Here is a 14,313-nt window from a genome sequence, read left to right as displayed (position 1 = left end):
CCGATCCGGCGGCAGACCTGACAGATGGCCTGCTCGACACCGGCGACGGTGCGGGCGATCCGTCCGATCCATCCGACACCGATCTCGTCCTCGATGCCGATCTCGGCCTCCCCGTCGCGGGCGATCTCACGGCCGATGCCGAGGTCGGCCTCGACCCGGTCGAGGCGCTGGTCGGCGACATCGACCTCGATCTCGGCGCGGACCTGGATCTCTCAGGAGCGGCGGGCGATGTCGCGCTGCTCGACGAGGATCCCTTTGCGGTGTTCGACGCCCTCGACGCAGAACTGGCGGGAGCGGTCGAAATCGAGGGCACGCTCGCCGGCGACGGCGGCGAGCCGCTGGAGCTCGACTTCGCAAGCGGCGACCTCACCGGCGATGCCCTGCTGACGGACGTCGTCGCCGACGTGTCGGATCCGACCAGCGATCTCGTGTCGTCGTCCCTTTCGGATGCATCGGCCGACATCCCCGACGCCGGCGTCATCGACAGCGGCAGCCTCGCCAAGCTGACGTCGAGCTTCAAGCTCGGCGGCTTCGGCTTCTAGGCGGCCTCGAGATGGCCGCCCCCGCCCAGTCCATCGCACCACGCGGCTTTGCCGGCCGGCGACACGTCCCGGCGCTCGTGGTGATGACGCTCGCCCTGAACGTGCTCGGGTTGTCCATCCCGCTCGCGGCGGCGCAGATCTTCGGGCGCATCCTGCCCAATCCGCAGAGCACGACGCTTCCGGTGATGGTGGTCGGGGTGGTCCTGCTCGCCGCGGCCGAAGGCCTGCTGCGCTACGGGCGAACCCTCGCCATCGCCCGAGCCGGAAACAACTTCGCCGCACTGCTCACCCATCGGGTGCTGTCGCATGTCGTGGTCAGCCAGCCACGGGAGCGGCAGCTCGCCAACTCGCGCAGCGTCGAATATGTCGGCGCGGTGCAGCAGCTCAAGGAGCGCTACGACGGGCAGATCGTGGTCAGCGTCGTGGAGCTCCTGTTCCTGCCGCTGATCGTCGGCGTCATCTTTGCGGTCTCGGCCCTTGCCGGGCTGTTCGTCACGCTCTGCCTGGTCGGCTTCGCGCTCCTCACCCTGCGCGACGCCCGCCGCATGAACCGGCTCGTCGAGCAGATCACGGCGGAGAGCGACCGGCGCTATGACTTCCTGTTCGCCACGCTGAGCGGCATGCAGGCGATCAAGGCGATGGGCGTCGAGGACAGCATCGCGCGTCGCTACGAGGTCTTCCAGGGTCAGCTCGCCACCCTCAATCACGCGCTTGCGCAGGTTTCGGGACGGCTGATCAACGCCTCGACTCTCGCCAGCCAGGCGATGATCGCCCTCATGCTGGGCTTTGGCGCCGTCGCCGTCGCGCAGGGCAACACGACGATGGGCGGCGTGACCGCCCTCGTGCTCCTCGCCGGTCGCGTGATGGGCCCCCTGCAGCGCGCCGTCTTCGTCTTCGTGCAGCTTCGCGACGTCAGGGCGGCGGAGAAGAAGCTGAGGGACGTCCTTGCGCAGCCGCTGGTTTCGACGCCGCGACCCGATCTCGACGTGCGCAACGAGGGCCGGGTGGAACTCGACGACGTCCGTTTCGATGATGAAAGCGAAGGCGTCCCGATTGCCGGCGTCAATCTCAGTCTGCATCCCGGCGAGATCGTGAGCATCTCCGGTTCGTCGGGACCGGCACGCTCGGCCTTGCTCCAGGTCATGGCGGGCATCGCGCGGCCACAGGGCGGGTCCGTCAGCCTCAACGGCCACGCGCCCACCGACTACCCTCAGCCCCTTCTCAACCGCTGCGTCGGCTACGTGCCGGAGAACGGCGTGCTCTTCCGCGGCACGATCGGCGAGAACGTCACCCGCTTCGGCGAGGTCAGCGTCGAGGAGGCGATGGACGTCGCGGAAATCCTGGAGATCGACACGCTCATCAATGCGTTGCCGGCCGGTCTCGACACGAAGGTCACGGGCGGTGCCGGCGAAAGCTTTCCGCCTGGCTTGCGCCAGCAACTCGCTATTCTTCGCGCGCTCGCCACCCGGCCGAAGCTCATCCTCCTCGACAACGCCGATCGCGGCCTCGACCGGGACGGCTACGCCAAGCTCTGCCGCTTCATCGGCAAGGTCCAAGGCCAGGCCGCCTTCGTCATCGTCTCGGACGACGCGAACCTGCAGGGCTATGCCACCCGACGCTACCGCCTCGAAGCGGACGGGCTGCACCTCGTGGCCGACTTCGAGGCGCAGATGCGAACCTCCTACCTGGACCTACGGCTATGACGGCACTCGCGCGTGCGGGTCTTCCCGCTGTGGTCGACCGCGATGAGAACGAGGCGAGCGCGCCTCGGACTCCCTCTCGTTCGGCCGTCGAGGTCGCTGGACCGGACGTCGCCGCGCTCCGCCTGCTCGCCGCCATCGAACGGCTTGCGGACCTGGTGCGCGACCATCGCCGGGGCGTGACGGCCGACCCGGGGCTGGAGCGGCTGTTCTGTGCGCTCTGCATCAGCTCGGGGATCAACATCACGCTGCGCCGCCTGCTCGCCGCGCTGCCCGTGGCGGATGAACCGCTCGATGCCGAAGCGGTGGTCTGCGCGATGAGCCGCCTCGGCTTCGAAGCGCGCCGGACCGACGCGTCACGCGGGGCGTTCGAGGCGGGAAGCATCGTGCTCCTCGTGCCCGCTCACGCGGACGCCGCGGTGGTTCTCGCTCCCGACGAGACACGGACGCCGCAGCTCCTGCGCGGCGACGGGCGCACCTCCCCGGCAAGCGCGGACGGGGCGGCCATGGCTGGTGAGGCCTGGACGTTCTCCCCGAAGAGCGATTCCCACCCGCTGTCGCGCACGCGGCGCGGCCACACCCGTCACAGCTGGTTTCGGGCCCTCCTGTCGCAATTCGACGACGTCGGCCTGCTTCTGGTGGGCCTCGCGATCGCGATCGCCGCCGCCGGCGTCCTGCTGCCGCTCTTCACCATCCAGATCTACGCGCAGGTCATCAGCGTCGGCTCTCTCGATCCTCTGCCGTACCTCGCCGGGGGCATGGTGCTCGCCATCGTCATCGAGGGGCTGCTGCTGCGTCAGCGCACGCGCATCGTCGGGTGGCTGGCCAACCGCATCGAGTACCTCGTCGGCACCTCGTCCTTCGAACAGCTCCTGCGGATCCGACCCGCCGTCTCGGAGAACGCAGTCGTCAGCGATCAGGCAGCGCGGCTTCGCACTCTCGGCAACATCCGGGACTTCATCACCGGACCGGCTTTTCTCTCGGTGCTGGAAGCGCCGGCCAGTCTCGCCTCGATCCTCGTCATCGGCGCGCTCGGCGGCTGGCTGGCGGTGGTCCCGGTGGTCGGCATCGGCGCTCATCTCGCGCTCTTCGTGCTGTTGCGCCGGCGGGCGCGGGTCGTGACGAGCATCACGGCCGACGAGTCCACCGAGATGCAGCGGATCGCGATCGAGACCTTCGAGAAGCGGGCCGCGATCCGGCAGGCCGGCCTCCAGCATCTGTGGTCGGAGCGCATGGTCGAGAGCGCACGGCGCCAGCATGCGGCCCAGCTGTCGCTGCGCATGGTGCCGGCGCTGGGCGAGGCGATCTCCCACTTCATTCTCGTCACGAGCGCGATCCTGCTTCTGGCCGGCGGAGCCGATGCGGTCTGGGCGGGCACGCTCGGCTCCGGTGGCCTTCTCGCCGTCACCATCCTCGGGCTGCGGTCGCTCGTGCCGACGCACACCTTGTGCACCTCGATCCAGCGGTTTGAGCAGTTGCGCAGCAGCGTCGCTCAGCTCAACACGCTGATGGAGGTGCCGCCGGAGCGCGATGACGACCGCGGCTACACCCAGGTGCGGGGTGTCCGCGGCCAGATCAGTCTCCTCAATGCCGGCTTCCGGGCCGGCGACACCCGGCCCGTCTTCGTCGGGCTCGATCTCGAGATCGAGCCGGGGGAAACGATCGCGATCACCGGTGCGGCCGGGTCCGGCAAGACGACGCTCCTCAAGCTCATGCAGGGCCTGAGCGATCTGTCCCTCGGCGCGATCCGCATCGACGGCATCGACATCCGCCAGCTCGAGCAACAGGACCTGCGGCGTCGCATCGCCTACGTCCCGCAGGATCCGAAGCTGTTCGCCGGCAGCCTGCGCGAGAACCTGTGGTTCGCGAACCCCGTCGCCGACGACGCCAGGCTTCGGGCGGTGCTGGCGGCGGTCGGACTGGACGAGGCCGTCGATCGGCTGCCGGGTGGCCTCGACCACGTGCTGGAGGACGGTGCGGCCGCCCGCCTCTCCGGCGGCTTTCGCTTCCGCTTTGCACTCGCGCAAGCTCTTTTAGTAGAGAGTAAGCTTTTACTGATAGATCAAGTGCCGAACAGTGTCATTGACGATGGCTTTGGGGCGATGATAACCGATATGATCGAGAGAAAACATAGTACACTTACGATCATCTTCGTTTCACACCGCTCGGACCTCATCCGGATGGCCGATCGCGTCGTCGCGCTCCGCTACGGCCGCGTGCCGATGGTCGCGGCGCCGGAGGTCGTGCTCGCGAAGGCGACATGAGCGTCGCGCTCGTCCAGCAGCCGCAGCCAACCGCCGTCCGGGAGCGCGTGAGCGTCGAGACGCTGACGCTCACGCGGCCCTTGCTCGTGCAGGAAACGGCACCGCAGCGCTTCGTGCGGCGCACGGCCCTGCTCGTTTCCTCTGCGATCCTCGCCCTCGTCGCCTGGTCGGCCGTCGCGAAGGTCCACGAGATCTCGCAGGCGCGCGGTACGATCCTGCCCGCCGGCTTCGAGCGGGTCGTGCAGCATTACGAAGGCGGCATCGTCCGCGACATCCTGGTGCAGCCCGGCGATCGGGTCGAGGCCGGCACCCCCCTCTTTTTGCTCGACGATTCCACCACTGCGGAGGACGTCGACGTGGCGACGAAGCAGGCCCGCAGCCTGCAGGCGCAGATCGAGGGGCTGGATGCTCTGGCCGGCAGCCGGACGCCGAACTTCGCCGGGTCCGGCGATGCACTGGCCGACCGCTTCGCGGCCCTGTCCTACGATGCGCGCCGGGATGCGCAGGACACCCAGGTTCGCCTTCTGGAGAGCCAGATCGAGCAGGCGCGCCAGTCGATCGCCGTCTATGACGCGCAGCTCGCCGGGCTGAAAGATGATCGGAGCTTTGCAGAAGACAACGTCTCTCGCCTCGATGCTCTCGTGAAGCAGGGCTACGCGACGCGCGCGCAGCTCGCCGAACGCCGCAAGGCGCAGCAGACCGTCGACACGCAGATCCGGGTCACCCAGGAGCGCCGCCAGTCGGCGATCGAAGGGCTCAATGAGGCACAGCGCAATCTCGCCGCCTTTCGCGCGGCAGCCAGGGCCGAACTCGCCAACCGGCTTCAGGAACTCAACACCACACTCGCCGCCGCGGAAGGCTCGGTCAGCCGCAGCTCGCGCCGGAAGGAGCGCCTCGTCGTCGCCTCCCCCGTGCGCGGCGTGGTCAAGGCGCTCGAGGTGAAGACCATCGGCGGCGTCGTGGAGTCCGGGCAACCGCTTGCGACGATCGTGCCCGTGGACGAGGCGTTCTTCGCCGAGACCCGGCTGCCGGTCAGCCAGGTCGGCCATGTGCGCGCCGGGATGCCCGTCCACCTCAAGGTCTCGGCCTTCGAGTTCACCCGCTTCGGGTGGATCGACGGCGAGGTCGCCTCCGTCTCGCCGTCCTCGTTCTCGGAGCCGGGCCTGCCGCCCTACTACACGGTGAGAGTGAACCTCGATGCCGATCACCTGCCCTTCGATCCGGCGGCACGCGTGGCTCCCGGCATGAGCGTCGACGCCGACATCATCACCGGCGAGCGGACGATCCTCTCCTACTTCCTCAGCCCGATCACCAAGGCGTTGAAGACCGCCTTCGGAGAGCGTTGACATGAGCGCCGTGGAAAAGCCCGCCTTCGTCCTGCCGAACCCGGTGGCACGTGCCACCGTCCTTCTCGTCGACGACGACAGGAGCGGCCTGCTGTCGATGGAGGAGCAACTCGAGTCGCTCGGCTACGCCGTCGTCACCGCCACCAACGGTGCGGAGGCGTTCGCACGGCTGCGCGAAGATCCGAGTGTCGCCGACGTCGTCATGACCGACCGGATGATGCCGCTTCTCGACGGTCTCGGCCTGACCCGCCGACTGAAGCGCGAGCGCGCGACGCGCGACATTCCGGTGATCCTCCTGACCGGCGCGTCCGAGACCGACGACGTGAGCGCGGGTATCGAAGCGGGCGCCTTCTACTACATCACCAAGCCGCCGCAGGCCAAGCTCGTCGCCTCGGTCCTCGCCTCGGCGCTGCAGGAGGTCGCGCGCCAACGCAAGCTGCGCGCCGACCTGCGGGAACACCAGGCGGCCTTTCGCAACATGCAGGTGCTGAAGTTCAACCTCCGCCTGCCGGAGGAGGTGGAGCCGGTGGTCAGCATGCTCGCCAGCATGCAGGAGGCGCCGGACCGCACCATTCAGGGCATCTACGAGCTGATCCAGAACGCGGTGGAGCACGGCGTCCTGCGCTTCGGCTTCGAGCAGAAGTCGAAGCTGCTCGCCCAGGGTGCCTGGCAGGACGCGCTCGCCGAGCGCGCCCGTGATCCGCGCTTCGCGCATGGCCAGGTCGAGGCCACGGCGATCCGCCGCGACGACGGCGTCCATCTGAGCGTCAAGGACAACGGGCCTGGCTTCAACTGGCGGTCCTTCCTGAGGAGCGACCCCAGCCGCGCGACGGCGGCCTGCGGGCGCGGCGTCGCGCGCGCCGCCAACGTCGCCTTCGACCGCCTCACCTTCAACGAGCCGGGCAACCAGGTCGTCGGCTTCGTCTCGAGCGCGCCGAAGGTCAGGTGGTGACGATGATTTCGAAGCCTCTGCGGTCGGCGCTGCCCTATGCCATCATCATGGTGACGTCGGTGCTGACGCTGGCGATGATCGGCTGGTATGCGAACAGCTACATCGAAGAGCACCGGAGTCGGTTCCGCAACGACGGCGAGCTGTTGCGCACGACGCTGCGCGCGGAGGCCGACACGGTGTTGGTGCGCGTCAAGGACGCTGCAGCGTTCGTCGCCCTCGGCCTCGATGCGGAGGTCGATCGGAAGCTGAAGGTGGCCTCCCGCACCTCCGACCACATGACCGGGCTCGGCTATATCCGCACCGGCTCTGACGCCGCCGTCCGCACCTTCGTCGGGCCGGACATCTTCGCCGATCTCGATCCCGTCGAATTCCAGCGGCTGCAGGCCCGCCTGCAGGAAAACAGGGGGCTGGTCTACGCGGTCACACCGCAGTCCTACATCGGCTTCTCCAAGCTCGATGCAGGATCCCTGATCATGCTGCAGACCCTGCCGTCGGCCGGATCCGGGCGCAGCAGCACCGCCGTCTATGCCGTGGTCGACCTCGACGCGATGATCGCCGCCGCCCGCAAGGGCCTGCAGCACAGCCAGCTCAGGCAGGTGAGCTTCCAGATCGACAGCTCCAGCCTTCTTTATCAGTTCGCGATCTCGCGGAGCTGGCTGTCCGCCTTCATCGAGCCGCAGCAGCAGGCCGTCGACGTCCAGTTCACGCGGAACCTCTCGGTAAAGGTCGACCTGCAGGAGCGGTTCGACGGCCTCACCGCGCTCGTCATGATGATCGCCGGCCTTCTGATGATCGGCATCATCAGCGCCGGCCTCGTGCTGTTCAACCAGAAGATCAGCCGCGCCTCCGCCCGCCGCATCGAGGCGGCCCTGCAGGAGGCCCGGAAAGGCAGCGAGGCGAAATCGGTCTTCCTCGCCAATATGAGCCACGAGATCCGCACGCCGCTCAACGGCGTCCTCGGCATGGCCGAGCTGCTGCTGCGCACCGACCTCAGCGACCCGCAGCTGCGCTACGCGACGCAGATCAAGGCGTCGGGCAACATCCTCCTCGCGATCCTCAACGACGTTCTCGACATGTCGAAGATCGAGAGCGGCCAGCTGTCGATCGATCCGATCCGGGTGCGCCTGCCCACCCAGATCCGCGACATCGTCGGCTTCTATGCGGCAAGCGCCCAGCACAAGGGCTTGTCGCTGCTGATCGACATCGAGGCGAACCTGCCGGAAGCGGTCGAGGTCGACCCGACGCGCCTGCGCCAGATCCTCGGGAACCTGATCTCCAACGCGATCAAGTTCACCCGGGAGGGCGAGATCCTCGTCGCGGTCAAGACAGGCTCGACGAGCGCCGACGGGCGCCGGTTCGTCACCTTCAGCGTCACCGACAGCGGGATCGGCATCCCCGGGGAGACCATCGCCAGACTGTTCTCCCGGTTCAGCCAGGCGGAGGCGAGCACCACGCGCATCTATGGCGGCACCGGCCTCGGCCTCTCGATCTGCAAGGAGCTGTGCACGCTCATGGAGGGCCGCATCGGCGTCGTCAGCGAGGAAGGCAAGGGCTCGACCTTCTCCTTCACGCTGCCGCTGAAGGTGCTCGAAGACGCGGCGCCGGTGGAGGGCATGCCGACGCGCATCGCCCTGATCACCGGATCGGAGTCGCTGGCGCGGATCCTCGGCGGCGGCCTCAGGACGCAAGGGATCGCGGCGTCCTGCTTCCGCCCCACCGACGCCGTGGCGGAGGAGATCGCGGCGACGCAGGACGCGGTCGGCCGGTTCGATCTCCTCCTCATCGACGAGGGTCGGCACATCGATACGGCCATCGCCCTGCAGGAGCGCCTGCGCAGACAGCCGGCGGTCGCCGACCGCACCTGTGTCATCCTCGGCGCCCAGAACGCCAATCCGAAATATGCCGCGTTCGCCCACGTGCTCGTGAAGCCCATCGACAGCCGGACGCTCGCCGCCGAAATCCGCCGCCTCTGCCGCGGGGCGGTGGAGTTCTTCCCCGACGAGCCGGCCGTTGCCGGCCACCGGAGCGACCCGGCGCGATACAAGGGACGGCGCGCGCTGCTGGTCGACGACAACAACGTCAACATCCTCTTCGGGCAGGAGGTTCTCGACGAATTCGGGTTCGACATCGTCACCGCCAGCAACGGTCGGAAGGCCGTGGATGCGGCGGCATCGAACGACTTCGACGTCGTCTTCATGGACTGCCAGATGCCCGTCATGGACGGCTACACGGCAGCCGGGATCCTGCGCCAGCGCATGGAGGCGGGCGAGCTCCGTCGCATCCCGATCATCGCCCTCACCGCCAACGCGCTGAAGGGCGACCGCGAGAAGTGCCTGGAGGCCGGCATGGACGCCTTCCTCACCAAGCCGATGAGCCTCGATCTCCTGTCGGCCACGCTCGAGAGTCTCGAAGAGAGTTTCCCGCTGTCGTCCGTGCCTCACGCCCCGGCCACGGCGACCCCCGACCGAGAGGATCCTGCAATGACCGACGCCACCCGCGCCACCGTCGCCGCGAGCGCGCCGCAAGCCCCGGCGCCATCCCGCGCCGACGGGCCCGGCGCTGCGGCAGCCCCGCCTCCTGCCGGCGCAAGTTCCGCCACACCGCCGGTGCCGGCTGACGTCGCCGCGCCGCCGGCGCCCGTCACCCGGGCGAAGATCCCGCTGATCGACGTGACCGCCTTCCGCCAGACGCGCGCTGCGATGAAGAAGTTCGAGGCGCTCGTGTCCTTCTACTCCGCCGACACGGCGGACTACCTCCAGACCATCAAGGACGCTCTGGCCCTCGGCCGGATCGAGGACGCGGTGATGCCGGCGCACACCATCAAGAGCTCCAGCCGCATCCTCGGCGCCTCCGGCCTTGCGGCGCTTGCGGAGGAGTTCGAGCGGCGCGCGCGCACCGGCGGTGCAACCGAGATCAACGAGCTGAACGCCCTTCGCATCCACATGGACCGCCTGTTCAAGCTGACGGTCGAGGGGATCGAACGGCTGATGGCGGCGGAGACGCAGCAGCGGTCGGCCTGAGCGCCGGCCTCGAGCCGCCGAGGGCGTCGAGCGGGCCGTTCCGGGCAATCGGCCGGCTCGGTGACTCGTTCGGGAGCCCCCGCAGCTCCCCCGTCCCGCCATCCGTTTCGCTTGATCAGCCGGCTCAGTTCCCGTTGCGTGCGGCGGTCGTGCACTCGGCGCGACGGATCGGGTTCCGGCGCGGGGCCCAAGTCCTCTGTCCGCTCCGCGACTGGCGAACGGAGGCGATCGGACGGCACGCCATCCCGCGCGGCGCGCACCCTCCCGGCCTTCGCCATCCCCTCCCCTTCCTTGTCCTGCCCGCCTAGGGTTGCCCGACCTTACAAGTGATTCGTGTGAGTTGCATGCTGACGGGTGACCTGCGCAACAAGATCGACCGCATCTGGGACGCCTTCTGGTCCGGCGGCATCTCCAACCCGCTCGAGGTGATCGAGCAGATCACCTATCTCCTCTTCATCCGCGGCCTCGACGACGTCCACACCCGCGAGGAGAACAAGGCGAACCGGCTGAAGAGGCCGATGGAGCGGCGGGTCTTTCCCGAGGGCGAGGACGCGCGCGGCCTGTCCTACGAGCAAATGCGCTGGTCGCGTTTCAAGGACCTCGGCAGCCCGGCCGAAATGTATCGGATCGTCTCCGAGCACGTCTTTCCCTTCATCCGCGAGATGGGCGGGGCGGAGACGGCGCACGGCGCCCACATGAAGGGCGCGCGCTTCACCATCCCGACGCCGGCGCTGCTCGCCAAGGTCGTGGACCTCATCGCCGACGTGCCGATGGACGATCGCGACACCAAGGGCGATCTCTACGAATACATGCTGGGCAAGATCGCCTCGGCCGGGCAGAACGGGCAGTTCCGCACGCCCCGCCACATCATTGCGCTGATGGTTGCGATGACGGCCCCGACGCCGCGCGACACGATCTGCGATCCCGCCGCCGGCACCTGCGGCTTTCTCGTCGCCGCCGGAGAATATCTGCGCGACGAGCACCCGGAGATCTTCCACGACGAGGCGCTGCGCCGGCATTTTCACGAGGGGATGTTCCACGGCTTCGACTTCGACGGCACGATGCTGCGCATCGGCTCGATGAATATGCTGCTCCACGGCATCGAGAACCCGGACGTGCGCTATAAGGACTCGCTGGCCGAACCCGTTGAAGGCAAGGGCGACGAGGAGGCCTATTCGCTTCTCCTCGCCAATCCGCCCTTTGCCGGCTCGCTGGATTACGAGACGACGGCGAAGGACCTTCTGAAGACGGTCAAGACCAGGAAGACCGAGCTTCTGTTCCTCGCCCTGTTCCTGAAGCTCCTGAAGCCCGGCGGGCGCGCGGCGGTCATCGTGCCGGACGGGGTGCTCTTCGGCTCCTCCAAGGCGCATAAGGAGCTGCGACGCATGCTGGTCGAGGATCACAAGCTCGACGGCATCGTCAAGCTGCCCTCCGGCGTTTTCCGGCCCTATGCGGGCGTCTCGACCGCGATCCTGTTCTTCACCAAGACCAATTCCGGCGGCACGGTTTGCGTCTGGTTCTACGACTGCCAGGCCGATGGATATTCCCTGGACGACAAGCGCACCCCCCTCCTCGATGCCGACCGCATCGGCCCGGACGCCCATCTGGAGGACGGCGAGCACGACAAGAACAATTTGCCGGATATCGCCGCCCGCTGGCTGGAGCGGGACGGCACCGAGCGCACCCGCGCCCGCACCGACCAGAGCTTCTGTGTCCCGAAGGCCGATATCGCGGCGGCCGATTACGACCTCTCGATCAACCGCTACAAGGAGGTGGTGCACGAAGCGACCGAGCACCGCCCGCCGAAGGAGATCATCGCGGAGCTGAAGGCGCTGGAAAAGGAGATCGCGCAAGGGTTGGACGAGTTGGAGGCGATGCTTTCGTGAGCATGGCAAGCGATCCGATTGCAGTAGATTTCGGCCGCCCAGACGCGGGCTGGATCGACTTCCGCATGAGCGCCGGCGATCAGACGATGGCGTTTCCGATCAGCCATGCGTTCGACCCCTTCCAGGGCGACTTCCGCGTATGGCTGGAGGAGATCGCGCGGACAGGAAGCGGAAAGCTGTCGATCGACACCGAGGGAAGTCCTGCCGAGATCGTCGTCATCGATGCGGGCGATGGCCGGATTGCCATTACCGGTCATCCGCATCTGCCGACGCTCCCGGTGCTCCAAGTGGAGGCCGACCGTCACGCCTTTGTCCACGTTTTCTACGACAGCCTCGTCGGCTTTTGGGAAAGTCCCGAGTTGAGCGATCACTGGTCGCAATGGGTTTTTCCCGAAGCCCATGTCGACGGCACGCCTCAATGGGACGAGGATCAGATCGCACAACCCTGGCCGATCCGGTCGACTATCGTCGAAGAGTATCTGCGCCGCAGGGAGGATGCGTGAATGACGTTTGCGTTAGCACTGCCCCGCGCTCGTGGGAAAATCATCGCGGAGCTGAAGGCGTTGGAGAAGGAGATCGCAGACGGGTTGGACGAGTGGGAGGCGACGCTTTGAATCGGGACACTGCTCTTCTTGGGGAAGTTGCGGCAATCGAGCGAAAAAGTATCCAACCAGCGCATATCAAGGAGGGAACTCGATACGTCGGCTTGGAGCACATCGAGACTGGTGGGCGTTCAGTCTCGTTTTCGCGGGTCGCCAGTGACGACTTGTCGAGTAGTAAATTTGAGTTTGGACCCCACCATGTCCTTTTCGGTAAGCTGCGGCCATACCTCGCAAAGATCGCCTGCCCAGAGTTCGATGGGATTTGCAGCACCGATATCCTTCCAATCTTGCCCGGTCCGCATTTGGATCAGCGATACCTTGCCCATTTTCTTCGGCAGCAGCAGATAGTGGATTGGGCGTCATCTAGGGCCACCGGGATCAATCTCCCAAGGTTGAGCCCGAAGGAATTGACGACGCTTGAAATCCCCCTCCCCCCGCTCGACGAGCAGCGGCGGATTGCGGCGATCCTGGACAAGGCGGACGCGCTGCGCCGCAAGCGCAAACGCGCGCTCGACCTGCTCGACGGCCTGACGCAGTCTATCGTAGGTGAGATATACAGACGTGCCGCCGCGACTGTAGCACTTGGGGAGCTTTTTGACATTCAAGGTGGACTCCAGGTAACCGGAGCAAGAGCCACTCTTTCGCTCGAGGTGCCGTACCTGCGCGTTGCGAACGTGCATCGATCCAGGCTTGACCTCTCTGAAATCAAACGAATGCGCGTGAAAAGCTCTGAGCTCGAACGCACATCTCTCAGCAGAGGTGATCTACTGTTTGTAGAGGGGCATGGAAATGCGGATGAGGTTGGTAGATGTGCGGTCTGGGACGGCTCGATAGAGGACTGCACACATCAGAACCACTTAATAAGAGCTCGCCCCCTGTCCAATGCGACCGACACGTCTGTCCTTTGCCACTGGCTTAATGGGCCAGATGGTCGTCGTCACCTTTCAAAGAGGGGGAAAACAACATCTGGGCTGAACACCATTAGCGTTAGCGATGTTAAGAATGCGCCTATCCCACTGCTGCCTCATAGTGATACTGATAATGCGCGCAAACAGCTGAATGTCATCGAAGGGGTCCGGAGCCAGTTGCTGAAGAGCGGTGAAGGTGCCAGCCTCCTCTTTGCCTCCCTCCAATCCCGCGCGTTCTCCGGTCAGCTGTAGCCATGCCCGAGGCCGGCAGCGATTGGACGGCGGGCGAGGTCGACCTGATCGTCGCCGACTATTTCGACATGCTCGCCCTGGAACTGCGCGGCGAAACCTTCGTCAAAGCCCGGCGCAACGCCGCGCTGCAGGACCTGACCGGGCGCAGCCGGGGCTCGATCGAGTTCAAGCACCAGAACATCAGCGCGGTGCTCCTGCGCCTCGGCATGCCCTGGATCGCCGGCTACAAGCCGATGGCGAACTTTCAGGGCGCGCTGATCACCGGCATCGAGCGCTGGCTGACCGCCCACCCGGCGCTGTTTGCAAATCCGCGGGCCGAGGCGCCCGCAACCGGCTTTGCCGAGGCCACGCCCCTGTTCTTCGAGGCGCCGCCCGTCCCGAGCTTCGAGCCGGTGCCGCCGCCGCTTCAGCGCATCGTCCGAAAATTCGATCCGGCGCTGCGCGACGCCCGCAACCGGGCGCTCGGAAGACGCGGCGAGGAGCGGATCTTTCATCACGAGCAGGCGGCCTTGCGCGATGCGGGCCGCGCCGATCTGGCGCGCAAGGTGCGCTGGGTGTCCGAGGAGGATGGCGACGGCGCCGGCTACGACATCCGCTCCTTCGATCCGGCCGGCCGCGAGCGGCTGATCGAGGTGAAGACGACGGTCGGCACCGGGACGACGCCGTTCTTCCTGTCGGAGAACGAACGCGGCTTTGCCGAGGAGCGCCCCGACGCCTTCCGCCTCGCCCGCCTCTACGACTTCGCCCGGACGCCCCGCGCCTTCGAACTCGCCCCGCCGCTCGACCGCTGCGTCATGCTGCGGCCGGCCAGTTGGCGGGCGGCGTTTTGACATGAGCCAAG

The 14,313-nt window shown here is 67.0% G+C and carries 10 protein-coding genes; all 10 read left to right on the top strand.

The window, feature by feature from the left end:
• The coding region (locus NPA30_RS16430) for a hypothetical protein (RefSeq protein WP_256803849.1) at window positions 1-542 on the top strand (542 nt) is incomplete at its 5' end.
• Window positions 543-553: 11 nt separating this feature from the next.
• Window positions 554-2,245 (top strand): ATP-binding cassette domain-containing protein, encoded by a 1,692-nt coding sequence (locus NPA30_RS16425; protein ID WP_256803848.1) that lies wholly within the window; start codon window positions 554-556, stop codon window positions 2,243-2,245.
• Window positions 2,242-4,506: a peptidase domain-containing ABC transporter gene (locus NPA30_RS16420; RefSeq protein ID WP_256803847.1), complete on the top strand. Its 2,265-nt coding sequence runs from the start codon at window positions 2,242-2,244 to the stop codon at window positions 4,504-4,506. The genes NPA30_RS16425 and NPA30_RS16420 overlap by 4 nt, the downstream gene beginning before the upstream one ends.
• On the top strand, window positions 4,503-5,852 hold the full coding sequence (locus NPA30_RS16415) for an HlyD family type I secretion periplasmic adaptor subunit (protein ID WP_256803846.1): 1,350 nt from the start codon (window positions 4,503-4,505) through the stop codon (window positions 5,850-5,852). The genes NPA30_RS16420 and NPA30_RS16415 overlap by 4 nt, the downstream gene beginning before the upstream one ends.
• Before the next feature lies 1 nt (window position 5,853).
• Complete coding sequence (locus NPA30_RS16410; protein WP_256803845.1) at window positions 5,854-6,804, top strand: response regulator; 951 nt, start codon at window positions 5,854-5,856, stop codon at window positions 6,802-6,804.
• A gap of 2 nt (window positions 6,805-6,806) precedes the next feature.
• Window positions 6,807-9,824, top strand: coding sequence for a hybrid sensor histidine kinase/response regulator (locus NPA30_RS16405; RefSeq protein WP_256803844.1), 3,018 nt, complete (start codon window positions 6,807-6,809; stop codon window positions 9,822-9,824).
• A 344-nt stretch (window positions 9,825-10,168) separates the two neighbouring features.
• Window positions 10,169-11,710, top strand: coding sequence for a type I restriction-modification system subunit M (locus NPA30_RS16400; RefSeq protein WP_256803843.1), 1,542 nt, complete (start codon window positions 10,169-10,171; stop codon window positions 11,708-11,710).
• Window positions 11,707-12,213: a hypothetical protein gene (locus tag NPA30_RS16395; protein WP_256803842.1), complete on the top strand. Its 507-nt coding sequence runs from the start codon at window positions 11,707-11,709 to the stop codon at window positions 12,211-12,213. Before NPA30_RS16400 ends, NPA30_RS16395 begins: the two co-directional genes overlap by 4 nt.
• A gap of 203 nt (window positions 12,214-12,416) precedes the next feature.
• Window positions 12,417-13,472, top strand: coding sequence for a restriction endonuclease subunit S (locus tag NPA30_RS16390; protein WP_256803841.1), 1,056 nt, complete (start codon window positions 12,417-12,419; stop codon window positions 13,470-13,472).
• 2 nt (window positions 13,473-13,474) lie between these two features.
• Window positions 13,475-14,302, top strand: coding sequence for a DUF3883 domain-containing protein (locus NPA30_RS16385; protein WP_256803840.1), 828 nt, complete (start codon window positions 13,475-13,477; stop codon window positions 14,300-14,302).
• The last annotated feature ends 11 nt before the right edge of the window (window positions 14,303-14,313 follow it).

Origin of the sequence: Mangrovibrevibacter kandeliae (assembly GCF_024519155.1) — a bacterium.
In the GTDB taxonomy this organism is placed as follows: Bacteria; Pseudomonadota; Alphaproteobacteria; order Rhizobiales; family Rhizobiaceae; genus Mangrovibrevibacter; species Mangrovibrevibacter kandeliae.
The sequence above is the reverse complement of the archived record's forward strand: the minus strand, read 5'-3'. Positions and strand labels throughout refer to the sequence as shown.